Annotated in this window: 18 protein-coding genes; 6 read left to right on the forward strand and 12 right to left on the reverse strand. The window is 56.7% G+C overall.

Going from position 1 to position 23,228, the window contains the following annotated elements:
* Nucleotides 1-60 precede the first annotated feature (60 nt).
* The 3 genes from ACA108_16510 to ACA108_16520 form a co-directional block, all read right to left on the reverse strand.
* Entirely contained in the window at nt 61-897 is an 837-nt protein-coding gene (locus tag ACA108_16510) for an aldose 1-epimerase (protein ID XEX94955.1), read from the reverse strand.
* On the reverse strand, nt 897-2,336 hold the full coding sequence (locus ACA108_16515) for a sugar porter family MFS transporter (GenBank protein XEX94956.1): 1,440 nt from the start codon (nt 2,334-2,336) through the stop codon (nt 897-899). Before ACA108_16515 ends, ACA108_16510 begins: the two co-directional genes overlap by 1 nt.
* Before the next feature lie 85 nt (nt 2,337-2,421).
* Nucleotides 2,422-5,694: a DUF5107 domain-containing protein gene (locus ACA108_16520; protein ID XEX94957.1), complete on the reverse strand. Its 3,273-nt coding sequence runs from the start codon at nt 5,692-5,694 to the stop codon at nt 2,422-2,424.
* Between the two features lie 115 nt (nt 5,695-5,809).
* Here ACA108_16520 and ACA108_16525 point away from each other — a divergent pair, with 115 nt between their 5' ends.
* Nucleotides 5,810-7,009 carry an ROK family protein gene (locus tag ACA108_16525; protein XEX94958.1) on the forward strand — a complete coding sequence of 400 codons (1,200 nt, stop codon included), beginning with the start codon at nt 5,810-5,812 and terminating at the stop codon, nt 7,007-7,009.
* Between the two features lie 90 nt (nt 7,010-7,099).
* Here the strand turns inward: ACA108_16525 and glyA are convergent, their stop codons facing one another.
* Nucleotides 7,100-8,353 carry a serine hydroxymethyltransferase gene (gene glyA / locus ACA108_16530; protein XEX94959.1) on the reverse strand — a complete coding sequence of 418 codons (1,254 nt, stop codon included), beginning with the start codon at nt 8,351-8,353 and terminating at the stop codon, nt 7,100-7,102.
* 102 nt (nt 8,354-8,455) lie between these two features.
* Here glyA and ACA108_16535 point away from each other — a divergent pair, with 102 nt between their 5' ends.
* Both ACA108_16535 and hmpA read left to right on the forward strand, forming a co-directional pair.
* Nucleotides 8,456-8,626, forward strand: a complete 171-nt coding sequence (locus tag ACA108_16535; protein ID XEX94960.1) for a hypothetical protein — start codon at nt 8,456-8,458, stop codon at nt 8,624-8,626.
* Between the two features lie 53 nt (nt 8,627-8,679).
* Entirely contained in the window at nt 8,680-9,870 is a 1,191-nt protein-coding gene (hmpA, locus tag ACA108_16540; protein ID XEX94961.1) for an NO-inducible flavohemoprotein, read from the forward strand.
* Nucleotides 9,871-9,954: 84 nt separating this feature from the next.
* Here the strand turns inward: hmpA and glnB are convergent, their stop codons facing one another.
* From glnB to qseE, 4 genes are all read right to left on the reverse strand, one after another.
* The gene (gene glnB, locus ACA108_16545) at nt 9,955-10,293 is read right to left on the reverse strand and encodes a nitrogen regulatory protein P-II (protein ID XEX94962.1); all 339 of its coding nucleotides are present in this window, start codon (nt 10,291-10,293) and stop codon (nt 9,955-9,957) included.
* Between the two features lie 73 nt (nt 10,294-10,366).
* Nucleotides 10,367-11,704, reverse strand: coding sequence for a two-component system response regulator GlrR (gene glrR, locus ACA108_16550; GenBank protein ID XEX94963.1), 1,338 nt, complete (start codon nt 11,702-11,704; stop codon nt 10,367-10,369).
* Nucleotides 11,701-12,456: a two-component system QseEF-associated lipoprotein QseG gene (qseG, locus tag ACA108_16555; GenBank protein ID XEX94964.1), complete on the reverse strand. Its 756-nt coding sequence runs from the start codon at nt 12,454-12,456 to the stop codon at nt 11,701-11,703. The genes glrR and qseG overlap by 4 nt, the downstream gene beginning before the upstream one ends.
* A gap of 2 nt (nt 12,457-12,458) precedes the next feature.
* Nucleotides 12,459-13,895, reverse strand: a complete 1,437-nt coding sequence (qseE, locus tag ACA108_16560) for a two component system sensor histidine kinase QseE/GlrK (GenBank protein XEX94965.1) — start codon at nt 13,893-13,895, stop codon at nt 12,459-12,461.
* Nucleotides 13,896-13,953: 58 nt separating this feature from the next.
* On the opposite strand from qseE, the gene ACA108_16565 reads away from it, so the two are divergent.
* Nucleotides 13,954-14,253, forward strand: a complete 300-nt coding sequence (locus tag ACA108_16565) for a hypothetical protein (GenBank protein XEX94966.1) — start codon at nt 13,954-13,956, stop codon at nt 14,251-14,253.
* Nucleotides 14,254-14,611: 358 nt separating this feature from the next.
* On the opposite strand, the gene purL is transcribed toward ACA108_16565, so the two are convergent.
* Nucleotides 14,612-18,496 (reverse strand): phosphoribosylformylglycinamidine synthase, encoded by a 3,885-nt coding sequence (purL, locus tag ACA108_16570; GenBank protein ID XEX94967.1) that lies wholly within the window; start codon nt 18,494-18,496, stop codon nt 14,612-14,614.
* Between the two features lie 267 nt (nt 18,497-18,763).
* Here purL and mltF point away from each other — a divergent pair, with 267 nt between their 5' ends.
* Nucleotides 18,764-20,314 carry a membrane-bound lytic murein transglycosylase MltF gene (gene mltF / locus ACA108_16575; protein XEX94968.1) on the forward strand — a complete coding sequence of 517 codons (1,551 nt, stop codon included), beginning with the start codon at nt 18,764-18,766 and terminating at the stop codon, nt 20,312-20,314.
* On the opposite strand, the gene tadA is transcribed toward mltF, so the two are convergent.
* Entirely contained in the window at nt 20,205-20,675 is a 471-nt protein-coding gene (gene tadA, locus ACA108_16580) for a tRNA adenosine(34) deaminase TadA (protein XEX98140.1), read from the reverse strand. The two genes, mltF and tadA, sit on opposite strands and share 110 nt — an antisense overlap.
* A gap of 97 nt (nt 20,676-20,772) precedes the next feature.
* Entirely contained in the window at nt 20,773-21,441 is a 669-nt protein-coding gene (yfhb, locus tag ACA108_16585) for a phosphatidylglycerophosphatase C (protein XEX94969.1), read from the reverse strand.
* 202 nt (nt 21,442-21,643) lie between these two features.
* Here yfhb and ACA108_16590 point away from each other — a divergent pair, with 202 nt between their 5' ends.
* Nucleotides 21,644-22,492: a MurR/RpiR family transcriptional regulator gene (locus ACA108_16590; protein XEX94970.1), complete on the forward strand. Its 849-nt coding sequence runs from the start codon at nt 21,644-21,646 to the stop codon at nt 22,490-22,492.
* A gap of 265 nt (nt 22,493-22,757) precedes the next feature.
* Here ACA108_16590 and ACA108_16595 read toward each other — a convergent pair whose 3' ends face one another.
* Nucleotides 22,758-23,060, reverse strand: coding sequence for a hypothetical protein (locus ACA108_16595; protein ID XEX94971.1), 303 nt, complete (start codon nt 23,058-23,060; stop codon nt 22,758-22,760).
* Nucleotides 23,061-23,228 lie beyond the last annotated feature (168 nt).

Raw genomic sequence — 23,228 nt, forward strand, 5'->3', positions numbered from 1 at the left:
AACAGAACAATAACACCTGAAGTTAATAGGGTTTTATTTGCTTTCCAGGAGGGAATAATGTCAACCACATCCGAGCGGCGAAACCTGAATTTCCAATGTCAGACGCGTGGTATCACCCTCACCTAATAATATTAATCCAGGCTGGCCCGGCATATTGTGGGCGTTAACGGCATGGCTTTGCGGCTCAAGGCAGATAAAGGGTTCGTCGGCCATACGAAATACCATGAGATATGGCGCGCCGCTACTCAGCTGAACTTTCATGGCGCCACTGTCGATGATCGCTTTTCCACTCCAGCCGGAGTAACCCACGTTCAGCCATTTATTTTCCGGGACTTTCAGCTCGGCGAAATCAGTCTGCGGCGTCAGTTCTCCTTCCCATACCAGCGGCAAATGCAGCTCCCCTTCTGGCCAGAATCCCGTCGCACCAAACTGTACGCGGGTTTCGGGCGTGAGATGGAAAAACGGATGCATTCCCAGGCCGTAAACCATGGGCTGTACGCCCACGTGCGTCAGTTCCAGTTCAGCGAAAAACCGCCTCCCCATCAGCCTGTAGTGCAGCCGCGCCAGGTAATCAAAACCGCAATCGTGCCTGCTGCGAAGCGTTAACACGATCTGATTTCTGTCGCCGCTTTCAACCTGCCAGCGTCGCGTCCAGCCGTCGCCGTGTAAAAAGAAGCGCGCGTCTGCTGGGCCTGGCGGCAGCTCGACGACGCGGCCATGCAGCCGAAAGCAATTATCGGCCACGCGATTGGCCAGCGGCAGCATCGGGAACATAGCCTTTTCGCCGGGGTGAAGAATCGGCTGCTGATGCTCCAGCGACTCAAGGCTGAGGATCGTTGCCCCCTGCAAGGCGACGCCTAAGCTCAGAAAGTCATTTTCAAGCAGCAGCCTGTCCATTAGTGCGCCGCCCGCTGCGCACGCGCTTCGGCTGCATCACCGTGCTGTTTTGCCATACGGGCCTCCAGCGCTTCCAGGCTCACGCCTTTAGTCTCCGGCACGTAACGGCGAACGTAGACAAAACCCGCCGCACAAATTACGCCATATAGCAGGAAGCTCCCCGCTGCGCCTAAGCTCGCGTTCAGCAACGGGAAAGTATAGGTCAGCAGGAAGCAGGCAACCCACAGCGCCAGCGTCCCCAGGGACATAGCCAGGCCGCGCACGCGGTTAGGGAAGATCTCAGAGAGCAAGACCCAGGTGACAGGGGCCAGCGTCAGGGCATAAATGGCGATCGCCGCCAGCACCAGAATCAGCACAGGCAGGCCCATGATGCCCAGACCGTAGGCTGCCCCAATCAGCGCGTAGATAATTGTCAAGCCAGCGGCGCCAAACAGCATCAGCTTACGACGGCCAATTTTATCCACCAGCGGCAGAGCGGCAATCGTAAAGATCAGATTGATAAGCCCCGTCGCCACAATGGATTTCAGAGTGCTGTTAATGTCGAAGCCAGCGGAGGCAAAAATCTCCTGCGCGTAGTTGAAAATGACGTTAATTCCGCACCACTGCTGAAAGACGGCCAGCACCATGCCGATAATGATGATCGGCTTAACCTGAGGCTGCCAGAGTGCCGACCAGGAGACTTTCTGGTTATCCTGATTAAGCGTTTGCTGGATCTCTTTTAGCGTCTCATCCGCATAGCTCTGGTTGCCGATGCGCTTAAGCATCTGGTGCGCACGCTCATTTTTACCCGCTCGGGCCAGCCAGCGCGGCGATTCAGGCACAAAGAACATCAGCACCAGGAAAGCCAGTGCAGGTACCAGCTCGGCCCCAAACATCCAGCGCCAGCCCACCTGGCCGTTCCAGGTCTGGGTAATCTGCTGCATAGTTGCCGACGCGGCCACCGGTTCGGCAATCAGCAGGTTAATAAGCTGCGCGGCCAACACGCCAATAACGATGGTTAGCTGGTTAATCGCCACGAACTTGCCGCGCTTTTGCGCTGGGCTGACTTCCGCGATATACATTGGGCTCAGCGCCGAGGCCAGGCCAATCCCCACGCCACCGACGATACGGTAAACAATAAACATGTCGAAGCTGGTCGCCATCGCCGTCCCCCACGCCGAAGCGGTGAACAGAATAGCGGAAAGCATTAACGGCAGTTTGCGCCCAAAACGATCCGCGCACCAGCCGGAGATCAGCGCACCAAACACGCACCCCGCCAGCGCCGAGCTCATTGCCCAGCCGGACTGCGCCGGGTCAGTAATGGAAAAGTAAGCTTCATAAAACGGTTTCGCACCGCCGATCACCACCCAGTCATAGCCAAACAGCAGGCCTCCGCAGGCGGCCACCAGACAGATGGTCCAGACATAGCCCATGTGTAATTTTGTCTGCACAGTATTCATGGTCATTCCTCATTCTTCTTGTAGAGATACAGAGGAGCGGGCGTGTATCCGGAGATGACCACCCGCCGTTTTTGTTATAGCTGACTCATGCAAAGACGCCGTGCTGCGCGGCCAGACGCAGCAAATGGGCTTTATCATGAGCAGGGTTTTGCAAAAGCAAGGCCTTAATGACCGTTTCAAACTCGGTAAGTTGCCCTAATCCCAGATGACCAAGAGCGGCGACAAACAGGCAGTGCTGCTGATGTTTTGCCTGAAGATCGGCATCCAGCGCCACCAGATCGGGCAGGGAGACGGCGAAGAAATCTGGCTCTACCCGGTCGTTACGGTGATCATCGGCCCAGGAGAGGAAGTTGCGGAACTGCTGCCCCGCCTCCACGACCTCACCTGAACGGGCAAGCGCCATCGCCTGATAGAACAGATAATCCACCGGCTGGTCGTTGTAGTAGCGTCCGGCTTCCAGCGTCGAGCCGCCTTCCAGCGCGCGGCTAAAACAAGCCTGCGCACGTTCGAAGTTCTGCCGCTGCGTGGCGCACCAGCCCAGCAGATACCAGATATCGTTATCGCTCTGGCCAACCAGACGGCCTTCTCCCAGATTATCCGGATAGCTAAGCGCCTGGTTCAGCAGCGTCTCAGCCTGTACATATTGCTTATCCGCAATGCATTTCAGGGCGCGCCGTTGCAGGTTGATCAGGTACTGGCCGGTGATTTTTCCTTCCCCACCCTCCCACGGATGGAATTTACGCTCGCTAAGCACCTGAGCGGCGGCCTCGGTCTGGCCATGGATATTCCAAAGGCTGAGCAGTTCGGCGGTGAGGTCGTCACGCTTAAGCACCACATCGCGTCGTGAAGCCAGCAGCTCCAGACGCTGTTCCGTTGTGCGAGCGGTTAGTTTTTGCAGATAGTCGAGTTCGAACAGGAAGCGGGCGTTATCCGGCTCCAGCTCAACGGCACGCTGCAGATAGCGTTCGGCAAGCTGCGCATCGTGCTTTTTGTTCCAGCTATGGATGCCCAGTACGCGCTGTACCGGGCCAAAGTCCGGCAGCTGTTTAACGGTGAACATCCAGCACTCCACGGCTTCGTGATAGCGCCGTTTGCTGTACCAGAAGCAACCGAGCAGGTACTGAGCAAAGCCGTCCTGCGGCAGGCGCTGGAGCATCTGCACTTCATCCAGCGTGTTCGGGAAGCGGACTTTGGCGGCAAAGCGCTGCTGTGCAAGCGTCAGGAACTGCTGTCGCACCTCGCCTTCTGCAAGCGCAGCCTGCCAGAGTAGAGGCATAGCTTCCTGTGAATCCAGCGCGGTCAGCATCGCTTTCGCCGCAGCTTCCGCCCCCATTCCTACCAGCCAGCCCGCCAGGATACTGGCGTTCTCGCCACGCTGCCCGGTCACCCGCAGCAGCTCCGCCCTGTCAGCAGGGCTTTGTGTAATGGCCCAGCGCGCATAATGCAGAGCGTAACTTAACGGATACTCTTCCAGCTGCTGACTTATCCAGGCCAGAGCCTGGCTGGTCGCTGCCGTGTGGCATAACGCCAGCGCCTTCAGCCCCATCGCCAGATTATTGCTGGCGTTAAATTTCAGGCTTTGCGAGACAAAGGCCAGCGCCTGGGCAGCGTCCCCTTTGCGCATCGCAAGACGCGCCAGATTGTAGTACGCCGCATCACGGCAGTTGCCGCTCCAGCTGGCTTTGAAGTAGTCATCAAATGCGCCCCGATCGTCCCCCTGACGCTCTTTCGCACCCGCGCGCAGCATGCTGGCATCGCCGTTCTGCGGGTTCTTGTTAAGGCGATGGCCGCGTTTAAGGGCGGCATCCGCAAGTTTTTCTGCAAGCGTCCAGTTCCCCCGGTTAAATTCCAGCGTACCCAGCGCGACGTTACAGCGATAGTCCTGCGGATCCAGCGCCAGCGCTCGCTGGTAGTAATCGAACGCCGATCGGCTGGCGTGCAGATACTGTTCCAGATGCTGGCCGATGAAATAGAGCTCGTCGCAGTTATCAATGTCCTGCGGCCTGGCCGGCACGCTTGCCGGCTGCGGCAGCGGCAGCTCGGCGGCAACGTGCTCGCAGTAGCTGAGAATAATGCGGCCCTGAGCATCGCGCAGATGGAGGGTTAAGCGTTGTGGCCAGCTATCCTGCACGTTTTCCTGCCAGGCCTGCGCGGGCTGCAGAGAGAGAGCCCTTTGCCAGATCGTTTTTCCTTCAGCCTCAAGCTCAAGCGTTGTTTCACTTAAAGGGGTAATGGCATAGACGCCGAGCTGAAGCTGCCCGCTGTGGCGCTCGAGTTTCACGGCGGCCCGGGTGTTGGCATTTTGCAAAGTGCCAAGCTGGCTGTAAGGCAGGAAGTTCTGAACGAAGACCTTCTCTTCGTAAGGGGCAAGCCAGGTGAAGTCCGGCTGGTTGTCGGTGAACACGCCGGTCATCAGCTCGATATACGGGCCGTTGCTGTCGGTCAGGTTGCGGTCCCAGGCCAGGCCAAAGTCGCAATTGCCCCACGTCCACTGTTTTTTCCCCGGCGAAACATGGTGATCGGCAATGTGCAGCAGCCCGCCCTTTTCGCAATGATGATAAGCACCGACAAAATCGTACTCTGACTTGTCCGCCATGTAGGACGTAGGCACCGGGATATTTTTGTAGCGCGAGATATCAACCCCTGCGGAATAGTCGACTTTGTAGTAAGTGCCCTGAGCAATCGGGAAAGCGGAAACGTCACGCTTACCGTGGTCGAATACGGCTGTCACATCCGGCGGGAAGACGCTCTGATGATCGTCACCGCCTTTCACCGCCGGGTTGGCCCACCACAGGAAATGACGCGGCGTGGCGTTGCCGTTGAACACTTTACCGGTGATTTCAATTAGCGCTTTATCCGGGTAGAGCGTGAAACCGGTCATCACTTGTAAACCGCGCATCGGTTCTACTTCTCCAAGCCAGACGGTCTGCGCGCCGTTTTCGCGCTGCTGGAAGGTTACGTCCACCGCCATAAAGGTCGTTGGGCGGTGGTGCTGCGGCCAGTTAAACTCGATACCACCGGAAATCCACGGACCCACAAGCCCCACCAGCGCGGGTTTAACGACCTCGTTGTAATAGACGAAATCACGCTCCATCACTTTGTCGTAAGCGCGATGGATACGTCCGCCCAGCTCCGGCAGCAGCATGACGCGAATAAAATCATTCTCAATCCATACGGCCTGATAGTCGCGCATTTCGCGCTTGCCGGTCAGCGTGTCGATAACACCGTAGGGATAAACCGCGCCGGACGATCCCTGGTAAACGCGATTCTCCAGAAACATTGGATTCGGATCTTCTGCCCCGGTGGTCCAGGTGGGCAAAGTGACGGTTTCCTGCCTGACAGTAACGGCTCCGTACATTTCTCTTCTCCAGTAAACAAGTCATAGTGAAATACGATATGTTTGCAGTGTAGAGAACTCACGCAGGCCGAAAGCGCTTAATGCTCACGCAATACAGTTAACGGGGTTTAGTTAAATGCACAGTTCAGGATTGAATAACCAGCGGGTAAGGCACATCAACCGGCAGACGCTGCTGAGGCTGGTCTGGCAGCATAAGCGCCTGAGCAAATCACAGTTTGCGCAGCTGACCGGCCTGTCGATCCCGGCGGTCAGTAAGATCCTTGAGGAGCTGGTCACCGACGGCAAACTCAGCCACTCCGCCGAAAATCTCAGCAACCGGGGGATCAACAGCGGCAGCTATCAGATCCCTCCCGAGGGCGACTACATCCTGTGCATGAACGTGACGCCCACCAGCATCGAAAGCCAGCTGTGCAACGCCCAGCTATCCGCGCTGGGGAATTTTGAGCGTATTCAGGTTAATACGATGACGCCGCAGGCGCTACTGACAGCCATCGAAGCGGTATGGCAGCAGCAGCGTAAAGCCTGGCCTAAGCAGAGAATTAATCTGGCGCTGGGCATACACGGGCAGGTCGATCCGGTGACGGGCGTCTCGCAAACCATGCCGCAGGCTCCCTGGCGCGAACCGCTGGAGATAAAGTATCTGCTGGAGGAGAAGCTGGGGATCACGGTGCGGCTGGATAACGACTGCGTGATGCTGGCGCTGGCTGAAAAATGGCAGAATCCGGACAACCGCCAGGATTTCTGCGTGATCAACGTCGACTACGGCATTGGCTCGTCGTTCGTGATTAACGGGCAGATTTATCGTGGCAGCCTGTACGGCAGCGGGCAAATTGGGCACACCATCGTGAATCCGGACGGTATGGCCTGCAACTGCGGACGCTACGGCTGCCTGGAAACCGTCGCCTCGCTCTCCGCGTTGAAAAAGCAGGCGCGTATCTGGCTGAAGTCGCAGCCTGAGTCACAGCAGCGCGATCCAGACTCTGTCACCGCCACGCAGCTTATCAGCGCCTGGCACGAAGGAGACGAACAGGTTAGGCGCTGGGTAGAAAATGCCGCCAACGCCATTGGCCTGAGCCTTTATAATTTCCTGAATATTTTAAATATCAACCAGATTTGGTTTTACGGCAGGAGCTGCGGGTTTGGGGAGGAGTGGCTGGCGACGATAAACCGGCAGATAGGGTTCAACCCGTTTGACCACGGCGATGCCCTGAAGGTAAACGCCACGCAGATAGGCTTCGGGCAGCTAACCCGGCCCCAGCAGGTGATGGGCATTGGCTATTTGTATGTGGAAGAGGAACTAAACTCGCTCGCATAGAAAAGGCCGCTTTCGCGGCCTTCAGACTGATGACAAACCTGGCTTCGTAGATCGGATAAGCGAAGCGTCATCCGGCAAATGACAGGCAGCTTATGCGTAAACCGGCAGGCGAGCGCAGATCTCGAGTACTTTGTTCTTGGTACGTTCGATAGTCGCTTCGTCGTTGATGTTGTCCAGCACGTCACACATCCAGCCGGCCAGCTCGCGAACGTCTGCTTCGGTGAAGCCGCGGCGGGTCACAGCTGGCGTCCCGATACGGATACCGGAGGTCACAAACGGGCTCTTTGGATCGTTTGGCACGCTGTTTTTGTTGACGGTAATGTTAGCGCGTCCCAGAGCGGCATCCGCTTCTTTACCGGTCAGGTTTTTATCAACCAGATCCAGCAGGAACAGGTGGTTGTCGGTGCCGCCGGAAACGACTTTGTAGCCGCGGTCCAGGAAGACAGCAACCATCGCTTTGGCGTTTTTGGCAACCTGCTGCTGATAGGTTTTGAACTCTGGCTCCATCGCCTCTTTCAGCGCCACCGCTTTGCCGGCGATAACGTGCATCAGCGGGCCGCCCTGTGCGCCAGGGAAGACGGCGGAGTTCAGCTTCTTGTAAAGCTCTTCGCTACCGCCGTTGGCGAGGATCAGACCACCGCGTGGGCCAGCCAGTGTTTTATGAGTGGTGGTAGTAACAACGTGCGCGTGTGGAACCGGGTTAGGGTAAACATCCGCCGCAATCAGACCGGCTACGTGGGCCATATCCACGAACAGGTAAGCACCAACCATGTCGGCGATTTCACGCATTTTAGCCCAGTCAACCACGCCGGAATAAGCAGAGAAGCCGCCGATGATCATTTTCGGCTTATGGGTTTTCGCCTGTTTTTCCAGATCCGCGTAATCGATATGGCCGGACTCATCGATGCCGTAAGGCACGATATTATAAAGCTTGCCGGAGAAGTTTACCGGGGAGCCGTGGGTCAGGTGGCCGCCGTGCGCCAGGTTCATGCCCAGTACGGTGTCGCCTGGCTCCAGCAGAGTGGTGTAGACCGCGAAGTTAGCCTGAGAGCCAGAGTGCGGCTGCACGTTGGCGTAATCTGCGCCAAACAGCTCTTTAGCGCGGTCGATAGCCAGCTGCTCTACCACGTCGACGTATTCACAGCCGCCGTAGTAACGCTTGCCCGGATACCCTTCAGCGTATTTGTTGGTCAGCTGAGAACCCTGCGCCTGCATCACTCGCGGGCTGGTGTAGTTTTCGGAGGCGATCAGTTCAATGTGCTCTTCCTGACGTACTTTTTCTTGCTCCATAGCCTGCCACAGTTGGGCGTCATAATCGGCAATGTTCATTTCACGCTTTAACATTCGCATCTCCACTCAGCTAACGGTAAAAATTTTACCCCAGAAGGGGGCCCGGATTGGGCGACGGGCAACAGTGTAAACCGAATTAGTATCCGGAGATAGGGCTTGACAGAGGTTTTTACGCAAACGATTGGCAAGGCGTCCGACAAGGGTTTGATGGCAAATGGGCTGGCGGTGAAATCAGGATATTTCTTCATCAACCGCATGCGAAAAATTCATTACCGTGAGGCCGCTAACAAAATAGACCCTTTACAACGTAGCGGTATTTGCATATAACATGCATATAAAATACAACTTATAGAAACATCCTTGATAATCAGGAGCGCCTCATGCTTGATGCACAAACCATCGCCGTTGTGAAATCCACCATCCCCCTTCTCGCCGCTACCGGCCCTAAGCTGACCGCCCATTTTTACGATCGTATGTTCAGCCATAACCCGGAGCTGAAAGAGATCTTTAATATGAGCAACCAGCGCAATGGCGATCAGCGTGAAGCGCTGTTTAACGCGATTTGCGCCTATGCCACCAACATTGAGAATCTTGCGGCGCTGTTGCCTGCGGTAGAGAAGATCGCCCAGAAACATACCAGCTTCCAGATTAAACCTGAGCAGTACGATATCGTGGGCGGCCACCTGCTGGCGACGCTTGATGAGATGTTCAGTCCAGGCCAGGAAGTGCTGGATGCGTGGGGCAAAGCCTACGGCGTGCTGGCCGGTGTGTTTATCAACCGTGAAGCCGAAATCTATCAGACCAACGCGGCGAAAACCGGCGGCTGGGAAGGCACCCGTGCTTTCCGCATCGTCGAGAAAACCCCGCAAAGCGCACTTATCACCAGCTTTGAATTTGCTCCCGTCGACGGCCAGCCGGTTGCCGATTATCAGCCGGGCCAGTACCTGGGCGTATGGCTGAAGCCTGAAGGGTTCCCGCACCAGGAGATCCGCCAGTATTCCCTGACCCGTAAGCCGAATGGCAAAACCTACCGTATTGCGGTGAAGCGTGAAGACCAGGGGCAGGTATCAAGCTGGCTGCACAACCACGCCACTGTGGGCGATGAAATTTATCTCGCCTCACCTGCCGGTGATTTCTTTATGGACGTTGCGCCGCAAACGCCAGTTACGCTGATTTCCGCAGGCGTAGGCCAGACGCCAATGCTGGCAATGCTGGATACGCTGGCGAACAGCGCCCATACCGCTCAGGTGAACTGGTTCCACGCGGTGGATAACGGCGACGTGCATGCATTTGCCGATGAGGTGGACGCGACTGGCAAGAAACTGCCGCGCTTTGAGCGTCACATCTGGTATCGCCAGCCAGCCGAGAGCGACCGTGCACAGGCGAAGTTCGACAGCGAAGGCCTGATGGATCTACTGGCTCAGGAAGGGAAAATCAGCGCGCCGGAAATGCAGTTCTATCTTTGCGGACCGGTCAGCTTTATGCGCTTTGCGGCGGAACAGCTTGTGAAGCTGGGCGTGGGGCAGGAACGTATTCATTACGAATGCTTTGGCCCGCATAAGGTGATGTAAAATCATTTACCCCGCCCTCTCCCCAAAGGGGCGAGGGCGAAAATCAAGGCCCTCTTCGTCAGGAGAGGGCCTTGAACCTTCAAATCAAATCGCCGCGTCGTCTTCTTCGCCGGTACGGATACGAACCACGCGCGCCACGTCAAAAACAAAGATTTTACCATCGCCGATCTTACCGGTTTGCGCGGTACGGATGATGGTATCCACGCAGGTATCGACGATATCGTCGGTCACCACGATTTCAATTTTCACCTTCGGCAGAAAGTCGACCATATACTCCGCGCCGCGGTACAGTTCGGTATGGCCCTTCTGGCGACCAAATCCTTTCACTTCCGTTACCGTCATGCCGGTGATGCCCACTTCTGCCAGCGCTTCGCGCACGTCATCCAGTTTGAACGGCTTAATAATCGCATCAATTTTCTTCATGATTTTCTCTGTTATTCCCGCACAACTCTCGTGTGCTGCAAGCATAGTAATCGGTTGCCCAAATTAACACAGACTACTCTTTAAAGTCATTGGCATCGAGTTCATGCCGGGAGAGTAATTTGTAGAATTCGGTACGGTTACGCCCTGCCATGCGCGCCGCGTGGGTCACATTTCCTTTGGCGATTTGCAGCAGCTTGCGAAGGTAGTTCAGTTCAAACTGGTTGCGGGCCTCGACAAACGTCGGCAGTACGGTGTTCTCTCCTTCCAGCGCCTGCCCCACCAGCGCTTCGCTGATGACCGGCGCAGAGGTCAGGGCCACGCACTGTTCGATAACGTTAACCAACTGACGTACGTTGCCCGGCCAGCTGGCGGCCATCAGGCGCTTCATGGCGTCCGTGGAGAAGCTGCGTACAAAGGGTTTGTGGCGGTCGGCGGACTGGCGCAGCAGATGATTGGCCAGCAATGGGATATCTTCCGCCCGCTCATGCAGCGCCGGGATTTTCAGATTCACCACGTTTAAACGATAAAAGAGGTCTTCGCGGAACTCGCCGCGCTCCATGGCCTTCGGTAAATCCCGGTGGGTTGCGGAGATAATACGGACGTTGATATCCAGATCGCGGTTGCTGCCCAGCGGGCGTACTTTGCGCTCCTGCAACACGCGCAGTAACTTCACCTGCAGCGGGATCCGCATATCGCCAATTTCATCCAGGAACAACGTGCCGCCTTCTGCCGCCTGGAACAGCCCTTCACGGCTGCTGACCGCCCCCGTGAAGGCGCCGCGCGCGTGACCGAAAAGTTCGGACTCCAGCAGCTGTTCCGGCAGCGCGCCGCAGTTGATAGCGATAAACGCATTTTTGCCGCGCGGGCTGGCGTTGTGAATGGCCTGCGCCAGGATCTCTTTGCCGGTGCCGCTCTGGCCGTTTATCAGCAGACTGACGTCCGACTGCGCCACCATGCGGGCCTGCTCCAGCAGACGCAGCATGTTCGGGCTGCGGGTGACAATTGTTTCGCGCCACATGTCGTCACCTGCGGCAACCGTGTGCTCCAGCGCATCATCAATCGCCTTATACAGCGCGTCTTTATCGACTGGTTTAGTCAGGAAGCTGAACACGCCCTGCTGGGTGGCTGCCACGGCATCGGGGATGGATCCGTGGGCGGTGAGGATAATCACCGGCATTCCGGGCTGCAACTTCTGGATTTCGGCAAACAGGGCCATGCCGTCCATCTCATCCATGCGCAGGTCGCTTATCACCAGATCAATCTTTTCACGCCCCAGCAGCCGCAGCCCCTCTGCGCCGCTTTCCGCAGTCGTTACGGTATAGCCTTCACTGGTCAGCCGCATGCCGAGCAGCTTAAGCAGGCCCGGGTCGTCGTCTACTAGCAGCAGTCGTGCCGGTTTACGCTGCGTCATGGTTTAGCCTCCTGCTCGGGTTTGTCTGCGTCGCTCGCCGGCGCAGGCCTGGTGATTTCATCTTCCGCGTCGCCCTGAGCAGCCGGTGCCGCTGGTTTTTCTGCACCTTTGCTTTCAGGCAGATAGCTGCTGGAAGGCTTGCGGCTGGAGAGCTGGCGTTCAATATCGGTCAGATTTTCCAGCTTGCGGGTGGTCAGATCTAACTGGCTGCGCAGACGCTGCTGCTGCTCGCGCAGGGTATCCAGCTCGCCGTCCGTGGATTGCTGCAGCTTGCTGTAGCGGCTGCGCTCATCCGAAAGCTCCAGTAAAGAAGCCTGACCGTCGCGCCAGACCTGGAACAGCGGCCGCACCTGGGTGGGCACTTCGCCGGTCATCGCATCCAGCTTCGTCATATAACGACGGCGTTCGGTGGGGGTAATTTTTGCGTTGGCGAGCAGAATGCCCCGCTTGAAGGTGTCCTGCCAGCTCTCTGATGGCCAACGACGGGCTTCCGCGCGAGCTTCCGCTGGCGGCAGACGTTCCGCGCAGTCCATGCCGCGTAGCCAGAACAACGGGTTGTTCAACGACTCGTGGGCCTGGATATGCCAGATTTCCTGGCAGTCGGTGGAAAGATAATCCGCCAGCTGCTGTTCCGGCTCCTGAGGCTGATGGGGTTGTTTAATGATGCTGGTCACCGGATTTTGCACGCAGCCTGCGAGCAGTAACGGCAGCAGAATCATGCCAATACGGCGACGAAGATTAAAAACTTTCATTGTTATTCATTCTCGGGAAAAACAGGCAATTCGATACGGAAACAGACGTCCGTCGTGTCATCATCAACCAGATGCAGCTCGCCGTGCATCCGACGTATACAGTCCTGGGCAATGCTCAACCCCAGGCCACTGCCTTTGACCGCACCTTTACGTTGTAGGCTGCCCTGATAAAAAGGCTCAAAGATCATCTCCCGTTCGGTCGCCGGAATGGGTTCTCCCGTGTTAGCGACCTCGATACGCAGTACCTGACCAAGCCGGGCGCTGCGCAGATAAATGGTACCGGATTCACTGCCATAGTGCACCGCATTGGAATAGAGATTATCCAGCACGCTCATCAGCAGCATAGGTTCAGCAAGGCAGGCTACCGGGCTCAGATCGCATTCCGTATGCATCATTTTAGCCCTTGCAGGCAAACTATGAGCCGAGATCACCCCTTCCACCAGCGGTGCAAGCTCAACTTTTTCAAGTTCGACCTGGCCGTCCGCCAGTTTGCGGTTGTAATCCAGCAGTTGCTCTATAAGTTTTTGCAGGTGACGGCTGCTGCTGTCGAGGATTTCCACGACCTCTTTCTGGTCCGCCGTCAGCGGCCCGGCAACCTGATCGGCCAGTAATTCCGTCCCCTCGCGCATGCTGGCAAGCGGCGTTTTTAGCTCGTGAGAAATATGGCGCAGAAATTCATGGCGCTGGGATTCAAGCCAGGAAAGACGTTCGCTAAGCCAGACGATGCGCTGCCCGACGGAGCGTAATTCACGCGGGCCTTTGAACAGAACGGAATCCCCAAGCGAGCGCCCTTCCCCCAGCAGATTGATCATTCTTTCTATGCCCTTCACCGGACCAATAATCATGCGGGTAAAGACGATAACCAGCCCGAGGCTCAGCAAAAAGAGCACCAGCGCCTGCCAGCCAAAGAACTGGCCCCGTTCAGCGATTTCCTGCTGCAGCTGCTGGCCACGAGAGAAAACGACTGCGCGCGTCGCCTGCACCATTTCAGCATTAGCGTTGGCAAAGGTTTCAAGATGCGCCGCCGCCGCCGCATCAGGGCCGCTATTTTTGCACTGCAGCAGCGCCAGATCTTTCAGGGACTGGCTCAGGAGCTGATAGAGATGTTCGTCTGGCAGCATGCCCGCATGGGCCTCAAGCATCTGCGCGTAGCGCTTGCGTTGCCCCTCATAAACTTTCGCCAGCGTCGCGTCATCCAGCACGCAGTATTGGCGATAGCTACGCTCCATTTCCAGGGCGGCATTGGTCATCGCCTCGCTGCGACGCGCGTCAATTAGCGTGGTGCGGTTGGTCTGCGCGGCCTGGGCGCTCAGCGCATTCAGGCTCTGCCAGGCCTGCCAGGCAAGTACCAGCAGCGGCACCAGCACCAGCAAAAAGGCCATCATCACGAGCTGTCGGAGCGAGCGGGGAAAAAAGTGCCACTGGTTCAATAGCTTCATCTCATTTTACCTGCGAGACCTGATGCTAGCTGGGATTGGCGGGAGTTTAAAGTTTTGAATGCCAGAAACGACAAAGGCAGAGAATTTTCTCTGCCTCGGACTGATGATCCACGCCGTAACGCCAAAGGATAAAGAGGTGTCATTCTATAAAAACAAGGAAAATCAATTTATTGATTTTCAGCTGTTCAACCACAAAGAAGGAAAAACCACGCTTTTTCCTTCTTTGTCAGAAACGACAAAGGCAGAGAATTTTCTCTGCCTTTGCTTTCGGAAACAGGCGGTGCCTTACTCAACGTTTCGCCCGATGTATGCCAGGTCTCGAAGACTATTGGCAAAAGGTGGACGGCAGGCACCTTGAGTGCGTCATTCGAGGGTTTATGTAGCGCGCTCTGTTAACAGAGGTCTGACATAAGAGAGTGAATGAGCCACTAGGCTAAGTAATGCAGTATGCGTGCCACTTTACAAGGCGAATACATACAATGATGAATTTAAAGGTTTTTTAACAAATATCGTTAAAACTGAGGTTGAGTGAAAATTCATCACCCTGTCGCTAATTAGCTACAGGTTCATAACACTTAAATAAACCCAATTAAAAACAATAAGTTAAATGTCTCCTTTTGGAGACACTAAAAATCAGCCCGTGTCGGGAATTGCAGACAAAAAAATCCCTTCACCAGAGCGAAGGGATTATCAGGACCGCGACGAACCGGGTTCGGTTATCCCAGCTGTTTACGCGCGTTGCGGAAAATACGCATCCACGGGCTGTCCTCGCCCCACTCTGCCGGATGCCAGGAGTTGCTCACGGTGCGGAACACGCGCTCCGGGTGAGGCATCATGATGGTCACGCGCCCGCTTTCGTTGGTGACCGCCGTGATCCCGTTTGGCGAGCCGTTCGGGTTCGCAGGGTAGCTCTGCGTCACCTTGCCGAAGTTGTCGACAAAGCGCAGCGCCACCAGCCCTTTGCTTTCGATTTGCGCAAGGTGGTTTGCATCGCGCACTTCCACATGACCCTCACCGTGGGATACGGCGATTGGCATTTGCGAGCCGACCATGCCCTGCAGCAGCAGCGACGGGCTGGAGGCAACCTCCACCAGGCTAAAGCGAGCTTCAAAGCGGTCCGATTCGTTACGCACGAAGCGCGGCCACAGATCGCTGCCCGGGATCAGCTCGCGCAGGTTGGACATCATCTGACAGCCGTTACAAACGCCCAGCGCCAGGGTTTGCGGACGATGGAAGAAGGTTTCGAACTCGTCGCGCACGCGCTCGTTGAACAGAATGGACTTCGCCCAGCCTTCGCCAGCGCCCAGCACGTCGCCGTAAGAGAACCCGCCGCACGCCACCAGCGTCTGGAACTCTTCCAGACCTCGACGGCCCGCCAGCAGGTCGCTCATGTGCACGTCGATGGCGTCAAAGCCCGCACGGTGGAAGGCCGCAGCCATCTCTACGTGGGAGTTAACGCCCTGCTCGCGCAGGACGGCAACTTTTGGACGCGCGCCCGTCGCGATGAACGGCGCGGCAATATCTTCTTTAATATCGAAGTTCAGCTTTACGTTCAGACCCGGGTCGCTGTCGTTCGCCTTCGCTTCATGTTCCTGGTCGGCACACGCCGGATTATCACGCAGTCGCTGCATCTGCCAGGTGGTTTCTGCCCACCACATACGGAGCGTGGAGCGACTTTCGCTGTAGACCGCATATCCTGCGGACTGGATGGTGAAACGGTCGCCGGAAACTGCTTTACCAATAAAGTGAGAGCAATCTGCCAGACCATGGTCGGCAAGGATTGTCTCAACCGCTGCGCGATCCGCCGCTTTCACCTGGATAACCGCACCAAGCTCTTCGTTAAACAGCGCAGCCAGACGATCTTCACCCAGCGTAGCAATATCCACTTCCACGCCGCAGTGGCCGGTGAAGGCCATTTCTGCCAGCGTCACCAGCAGGCCGCCGTCGGAGCGGTCGTGGTAGGCAAGCAGCTTTTGTTCTGCCACCAGCGCCTGCATGGCGTTATAGAAACCTTTGAGCTGCGCTACGCTGCGCACGTCCGCCGGCTTGTCGCCGAGCTGGCGATAAACCTGAGAAAGCGCGGTTGCACCCAGCGCGTTGTGGCCCGCGCCAAGGTCGATCAGCAGCAGGGCGTTATCTACCGTGCTCAGCTGCGGCGTTACGGTACGACGCACGTCTTCCACTCGGGCAAAGGCAGTGATAACCAGCGACAGCGGTGAAGTCATCTCGCGCTGTTCGTTGCCTTCCTGCCAGCGGGTTTTCATGGACATGGAGTCTTTGCCCACCGGAATGGTGATGCCCAGCTCCGGGCAAAGCTCTTCGCCAACGGCCTTCACCGCTTCGTAGAGGCCAGCATCCTCACCCGGATGACCTGCCGCAGCCATCCAGTTTGCGGAGAGCTTAATGCGTTTCAGCGAGCCAATCTGCGTCGCTGCGATATTAGTCAATGCTTCACCTACGGCCAGACGAGCTGACGCGGCAAAGTCGAGCAGCGCAACCGGTGCACGTTCGCCGATAGACATCGCTTCACCGTAGTAGCTGTCCAGGCTGGCAGTTGTTACCGCGCAGTTGGCAACCGGGATCTGCCACGGGCCGACCATCTGATCGCGGGCAACCATGCCGGTCACGCTGCGGTCGCCGATGGTTATCAGGAAGGTTTTTTCTGCAACCGCAGGCAGATGCAGAACGCGGTTTACCGCGTCGGCAAGGGTAATGCTGCTGCTGTCCAGCGCATCGCCCTTCGCCTTCAGGGTGGCAACGTTGCGCTCCATCTTCGGCGTTTTGCCCAGCAGCACGTCCAGCGGCATGTCGATAGGCTGATTGTCGAAATGGCTGTCGTTCAGGGTCAGGTGCTTTTCTGCTGTGGCTTCGCCGATGACGGCATAGGGTGCCCGCTCGCGGCGGCACAGCTCGTCAAACAGCGCCACCTGCTCCGGCGCTACGGCCAGAACGTAACGTTCCTGAGATTCGTTGCACCACACTTCCAGCGGGCTCATGCCCGGCTCGTCGTTGAGGATCTCGCGCAGTTCGAAGCGGCCACCGCGGCCGCCGTCGCTCACCAGCTCCGGCATGGCGTTAGACAGGCCGCCCGCGCCCACGTCGTGAATGAACAGAATCGGGTTGTCATCACCCATCTGCCAGCAGCGGTCGATCACTTCCTGGCAGCGGCGTTCCATTTCAGGGTTGTCGCGCTGCACGGAGGCAAAGTCCAGATCCGCATCGGACTGGCCGGAAGCCATAGAGGATGCCGCGCCGCCGCCCAGGCCGATATTCATCGACGGGCCGCCCAGCACAATAAGCTTCGCGCCAGGAGGGATTTCGCCCTTCTGCACGTGGTCAGCACGGATGTTGCCGATCCCGCCCGCCAGCATGATCGGCTTGTGATAGCCGCGAAGCTCCACGCCGTTGTGGCTGTTGACCTGCTCTTCATAGGTACGGAAGTAGCCGGTCAGCGCCGGACGGCCAAATTCGTTGTTGAACGCCGCGCCGCCAAGCGGGCCGTCGGTCATGATGTCCAGCGCGGTAACGATGCGATCCGGCTTGCCGAAATCTTCTTCCCACGGCTGTTCAAAGCCCGGAATACGCAGGTTAGAAACGGAGAAACCGACCAGCCCGGCTTTCGGCTTCGCGCCGCGCCCCGTTGCGCCTTCGTCTCGGATTTCGCCGCCGGAACCGGTAGCCGCGCCCGGCCACGGAGAGATCGCCGTCGGGTGGTTGTGCGTTTCCACTTTCATCAGGATATGCGCTTCTTCCTGATGGAAATCGTAGCGGCCCGCCTCGCGATCTGCGAAGAAGCGCCCCACTGAAGAACCTTCCATCACCGCCGCGTTGTCTTTATAAGCTGACAGCACGTAGTCCGGCGTTTGTTCGAAGGTATTTTTGATCATTTTGAACAGCGACTTCGGCTGCTGCTCACCGTCAATCACCCAGTCGGCGTTGAAAATTTTATGACGGCAATGCTCGGAGTTAGCCTGCGCAAACATGTATAGCTCAATGTCATTCGGGTTGCGCCCAAGCTGCATGAAGGCAGCCTGAAGATAGTCGATTTCATCTTCCGCCAGCGCCAGGCCCAGACGTATATTTGCTTCAACCAGCGCACCACGGCCCTGCCCCAGCAGGTCTACACTTTGTACCTGAGCCGGTTCGTGGTGGGAGAACAGCTTCTCGCCGTCATTGAGGGAGGCAAAAACGGTTTCCATCATGCGGTCGTGTAGCAGGCCGTTAACCTCCTGCCACTGCGCCTGTGTCAGCTCACCGCTGACGTAATAAGCCACACCCCGCTCAAGGCGTTTCACTTTCGCCAGGTCGCAGTTGTGAACGATATCGGTAGCTTTCGAGGACCATGGGGAGAGGGTACCTGGACGCGGCGTGACCAGAATCAGGTGGCCCGTCGGGGCATGGTCAGCAAGGGTTGGACCGTACTTCAGCAACCGTTGCAGGCGTGCGTGCTCTTCATCAGTCAGCGGCGCATCGAGATCGGCAAAATGAACATACTCGGCATAGATATCGCTCACCGGGAGGTGGGCGTCTTTAAAGCGGGCCAGCAGTTTGTTAATACGAAATGCCGATAGAGCGGGGGAACCACGCAGAATTTCCATCATCAAAGATCTCTCGTCTTCAAGCGTGAGCGACGCTCACGTGGGCGCAAGGGGAAAACGGGCGTCATTATAGAGAATCCAGGCCTGCGACGAAACCGTTTGCGTCGAAATAAGCCGATAAGTTTTTTCGGTACAAATAACGCACGATATATCCGAATAAGTTGCTTACTGCCGTTTAGTTAAGCAAAATGCGCAACATCTTACGATGGAACTACTGTTAGCATGACCAGTTGTTAGCGACCATGTGGCGCATATAAAAACAATAACCATTTGAAAAGATTCAAATTTAATTATTTTCTCATCGGCGTCGTAACCCTGCTGCTGGCAGTGGCCCTGTGGCCCTCCGTGCCGTGGTTCGGGAAAGCCGAAAACCGCATCGCCGCCATCCAGGCGCGGGGAGTTTTGCGCGTCAGTACCATAGCCTCACCCCTGACCTATACCAGCTTTAATGGTAAAGCTTCCGGGCTGGATTACGAATTGGCCCAGCAGTATGCCGATTACCTCGGCGTGAAGCTGGAAATCACCGTCCGCCCAACGATTAACGCGCTGTTTGATGACCTGGACAACAATGCGGCAGACCTGCTGGCCGCGGGCCTGATCTTTAACAACGATCGTAGCCAGCACTATCAGGCGGGGCCGACCTACTATTCCGTTTCTCAGCAGATGGTGTATCGCGTGGGTAGCCCACGTCCACGAACGCTGGGCGGAGTAAAAGAGAACCAGCTGGTGCTTTCGCCTGGCCTTGCGGTGCTGAGCGACCTGCAGGCCCTTAAAGAGAGTAAATATCCCGACCTCGCATGGCGCATTGACGACAAACGCACCAGCAACGAACTGCTGCAACAGGTTATCAATGGCAGTATCGCCTTTACGATTTCTGATTCCATCGCCATCAGCATTTTCCAGCGGGTTCATCCGCAGCTTGCCGTTGCGCTGGATATCACGGACGAGCAGCCGGTAACCTGGTACAGCCAGCGCGACAGCGACGACAGCCTCAGCGCCACCCTGCTCGACTTTTACAATAAGCTGAGCGGTGACGGCACGCTCGCGCGCCTTGAAGAGAAATATCTCGGTCATATCGGCGACTTTGATTATGTCGATACCCGCACCTTCCTGAAAGCCGTCGATACCGTGCTGCCGGATCTTCAGCCGCTGTTCGAGAAATACGCCACGGATATCGACTGGCGGCTGCTGGCGGCTATCTCATATCAGGAGTCGCACTGGGACAGCCAGGCCACCTCCCCCACCGGGGTACGCGGCCTGATGATGCTGACCAAAAATACCGCCCAGAGCCTGGGCCTGACGGATAGGCTCGACCCGGAGCAGAGCATCGGCGGGGGAAGTCGTTACTTAAAGGATATGATGGGGAAAGTGCCCGAGACGGTACCGGAAGATGAGCGGATCTGGTTTGCACTGGCGGCATACAATATGGGCTATGCCCACATGCTTGATGCGCGTCAGCTGACCGCGAAACTTAAGGGAAACCCGGATAGCTGGGCGGATGTGAAAATGCGGCTGCCTCTGTTAAGCCAGAAGCAGTACTACAGCAAAACGACTTACGGCTACGCGCGCGGCCATGAGGCCTACGCCTACGTCGAGAATATCCGTAAGTACCAGCTGAGCCTGGAAGGATATCTGCTGGAAAAAGAGAAGCAGGCGGCGCAGGAGGAGAAATTTGCCGAGGCGTACCCGGCGGTCGCCCCGGTTGAGCTGGCTATTCCCCGCTACGGGCCAGTTCCTTTAGGGCCTTTTTCTCCAGTCGACGGGCGCGAAAGAAATCACTCAGCATTACCGAACACTGGTCTGCCATTACGCCCTCAATAACGCCCACCTGATGATTCATGCCCGGGTGCCGGAGGACGTCCATCAGTGAGCCTATCGCACCGGTTTTTGCATCGCGTGCCCCAAAAACCAGCGTACCAATGCGGCTGTGAACCATCGCCCCGGCGCACATCACGCAGGGTTCAAGAGTGACGTACAGCGTGGTGTCCAGCAGACGATAATTTTGTAACACCATCCCGCCCTGGCGCAGCGCCATAATCTCGGCGTGGGCAGTGGGGTCGTGACGGCCAATGGGTCGATTCCAGCCTTCGCCAATCACTTTGTTGCCATGCACCAGCACCGCGCCGACCGGAACCTCCCCCTCATCCCAGGCACGCTGTGCAAGCGTAAGCGCGTGGCGCATCCAGTACTCATGGGTAAATTCACTTTCTGACACGGCTAACTCCTGACGGGCTAAAGGGCGGCGCATTATACACAGCCGTTATCCGTTGCGAAACGCGTTACTCGAGCTGCTGTAGCTGCCCCTGCGGCGTGACGCGCCAGCGGTGCTGACAGAAATAGAGCAGCGGATTATCCTGATTACTGTCGCTGTAGCCGCTGTAGAGCTGCAGCGGCGTGCCGATTTGCTGTTCGAGCTGCGCGACTTTTTCGTGCCCCAGGCAGCGCATCGTCAGCACCCAGCCGCCGTGAGAGCGTTTAATCTGGCTGGCAATAAGTTTGACTCGCGGCAGCCACGGCGTGTCGTAATAGACCTGCTGGACCAGCGGCTGAGGCGATCCGGTGATGAGCCAGACGTCCGCATCGGAACTGGTGAGGTATTCCGTTAGCCTTTGTTGCACCACGGGAAACGCGGTGACCCGATGCCGGAACCAGGTGACAAAGCTCATTTCAAGCTCCTTGAGGCGCGCCTCGCTATGGCCAAAGGTTGCGCCCCACAGCAGTAGGCTCATCGGCCAGCGCGCGGCCCGGCCTTTGATCAGCAGCGCCCCACCAATCACTGGCAGGAGCGGAACAACCAGTAACAGATTGAGAGGCTGATGGCGCAGCAGGTAGCGCAAAAAGCTGCCGAACATGTCCTGCTGATGCAGCGTGCCATCCAAATCGAAAAAGACTACCCGACGCTCACTCTGGTTTGCCAAACGCAGCTCCTCTGGATCGATGAATCCCATTAGTCCTGATGTTGTAGAACCGGCGATAGCCGTACCTACAAGCCTAACAGATAGACCGCGACTTTTCCGGTTGCCTCACCCGACGCGAACTGAATTTTTAATTCCACCGGGCCTCGCATAAATGGAATTTAACAATCATGCCATTGGGAAAAATACGTTACTCTTTAACAATCTTAACTGGCTCAGACTTAACGGAGAAGAAATGAACTGTTTACTGCGTATCCGCCAGCGTTACACGACGCTTGCCCAGAGCGACCGCAAACTGGCGGACTTTTTGTTAGCAAACGCAGAACATGCCCGCCATCTCAGCTCGCAGCAGCTTGCGCTGGAAGCCGGAGTCAGCCAGTCCAGCGTGGTGAAGTTCTCCCAGAAAATGGGGTTTAAAGGTTTCCCGGCGCTGAAACTTGCCATCAGTGAAGCTCTCGCCAGCGGTCAGGTCCCCCACTCGGTGCTGGTGCATAACCAGATTCAGGGAGATGACCCCCTGCGGCTGGTCGGTGAGAAGCTGATTAAAGATAATCTGGCCGCAATGCACGCCACCCTTGATATCAACAGTGAAGATAAACTGCTGGCCAGCGTCGCCATGCTGCGGAGTGCCCGCCGGGTGCTGCTGGTTGGCATTGGTGCTTCCGGGCTGGTGGCGAAAAACTTCGCCTGGAAGCTAATGAAAATCGGCATTAACGCGGTTGCCGAACAGGATATGCACGCCCTGCTGGCAACCTCACAGGCCTTAAGCCCGGACGACGTCCTGCTGGCAATCTCTTACTCGGGTGAACGCCGCGAGATAAACCTCGCCGCTGACGAGACGCTGCGAACCGGTGCAAAAATCCTCGCCATCACCGGCTTCACGCCAAACGCCCTGCAGCAGCGCGCCTCGCTGTGCCTCTATACCATTGCCGAAGAGCAGGCCACGCGCAGCGCAGCCATCTCTTCCACCAGCGCCCAGATGATGCTGGCTGACCTTTTGTTTATGGCACTGGTGCAGCAGGATCTGGAACACGCACCGGGGCGTATCAGGCATAGCGAAGCTTTGGTTAAGAAATTGGTTTGAGAGTTAAACATCTAAGAAACCGGCTTATCCTTCGAGAATGGGATGCCTTGTTCCGTAAATCAGATTAGAAAACGATCAAGCAGGTTTTTTTCGCACGCTTTCTGGCTGTAGCGTTTGTCGGGAATGCTGTCAGTCCGAGTGCGTTCTTACGCCTGTAACTTCCTGATAGTGGTGAGAAATAGAACGGGCAGCATGACGCTGGCTATTGTTAGCACACTGACACCCGTTAGGCTGAATAATATTTTACTGAGACCTGGAGACATACTTATTTTCCTCCTGCGCGTTTAACAACCTCGCTGACGGCGCTCACTGCCTCTGCACGCTCGGCCACGTTTATATTTTTTAAACTAGCCAGACAGTCCTGTAATATCAGGGTTCTTTTCTCTTCCTCTTTTTGACGCCGATGCGCGTCCACGCGTCCGCTGATATATGAAGCTAAGGAAATTGCGACGCCTGCCAGGCCGAATATCATGTAAGCCACATCCTGTGTTGTGATACCCAGACCGGCAGCCAGGGCCGCAAGCCATGCAAAGGCCTGCGTCACTAAATTTACTGGATGATCATTCATGGGAAAGTCTCACTGCGATTTATTTTGGGGAGTGGACAAATAAAATATTTAAATCAGTGGCCTGGATTTGTCGGGTCGCGATTCTTTAGCGTCAGCGTCAGCCTGGCCGGAAAGTGTTTTGGGTGCCGCCTGTTTCGCCTCACGGCGCTTTCGGCGGCGAGCCTGTGC

This window comes from Dryocola sp. LX212 (assembly GCA_041504365.1).
GTDB lineage: Bacteria > Pseudomonadota > Gammaproteobacteria > Enterobacterales > Enterobacteriaceae > Dryocola.

What these genes read in the sequence shown, in the direction of transcription:
- ACA108_16515 (XEX94956.1), bottom strand. Translation starts at nt 2,336, where the DNA reads ATGAATACTGTGCAGACAAAATTACACATGGGCTATGTCTGGACCATC.
- purL (XEX94967.1), bottom strand. Translation starts at nt 18,496, where the DNA reads ATGATGGAAATTCTGCGTGGTTCCCCCGCTCTATCGGCATTTCGTATT.
- hmpA (XEX94961.1), top strand. Translation starts at nt 8,680, where the DNA reads ATGCTTGATGCACAAACCATCGCCGTTGTGAAATCCACCATCCCCCTT.
- ACA108_16590 (XEX94970.1), top strand. Translation starts at nt 21,644, where the DNA reads ATGAACTGTTTACTGCGTATCCGCCAGCGTTACACGACGCTTGCCCAG.
- glrR (XEX94963.1), bottom strand. Translation starts at nt 11,704, where the DNA reads ATGACGCAGCGTAAACCGGCACGACTGCTGCTAGTAGACGACGACCCG.
- ACA108_16595 (XEX94971.1), bottom strand. Translation starts at nt 23,060, where the DNA reads ATGAATGATCATCCAGTAAATTTAGTGACGCAGGCCTTTGCATGGCTT.
- qseG (XEX94964.1), bottom strand. Translation starts at nt 12,456, where the DNA reads ATGAAAGTTTTTAATCTTCGTCGCCGTATTGGCATGATTCTGCTGCCG.
- yfhb (XEX94969.1), bottom strand. Translation starts at nt 21,441, where the DNA reads ATGGGATTCATCGATCCAGAGGAGCTGCGTTTGGCAAACCAGAGTGAG.
- ACA108_16565 (XEX94966.1), top strand. Translation starts at nt 13,954, where the DNA reads ATGCCAGAAACGACAAAGGCAGAGAATTTTCTCTGCCTCGGACTGATG.
- tadA (XEX98140.1), bottom strand. Translation starts at nt 20,675, where the DNA reads ATGCGCCACGCGCTTACGCTTGCACAGCGTGCCTGGGATGAGGGGGAG.
- ACA108_16510 (XEX94955.1), bottom strand. Translation starts at nt 897, where the DNA reads ATGGACAGGCTGCTGCTTGAAAATGACTTTCTGAGCTTAGGCGTCGCC.
- ACA108_16525 (XEX94958.1), top strand. Translation starts at nt 5,810, where the DNA reads ATGCACAGTTCAGGATTGAATAACCAGCGGGTAAGGCACATCAACCGG.
- glyA (XEX94959.1), bottom strand. Translation starts at nt 8,353, where the DNA reads ATGTTAAAGCGTGAAATGAACATTGCCGATTATGACGCCCAACTGTGG.
- qseE (XEX94965.1), bottom strand. Translation starts at nt 13,895, where the DNA reads ATGAAGCTATTGAACCAGTGGCACTTTTTTCCCCGCTCGCTCCGACAG.
- glnB (XEX94962.1), bottom strand. Translation starts at nt 10,293, where the DNA reads ATGAAGAAAATTGATGCGATTATTAAGCCGTTCAAACTGGATGACGTG.
- ACA108_16520 (XEX94957.1), bottom strand. Translation starts at nt 5,694, where the DNA reads ATGTACGGAGCCGTTACTGTCAGGCAGGAAACCGTCACTTTGCCCACC.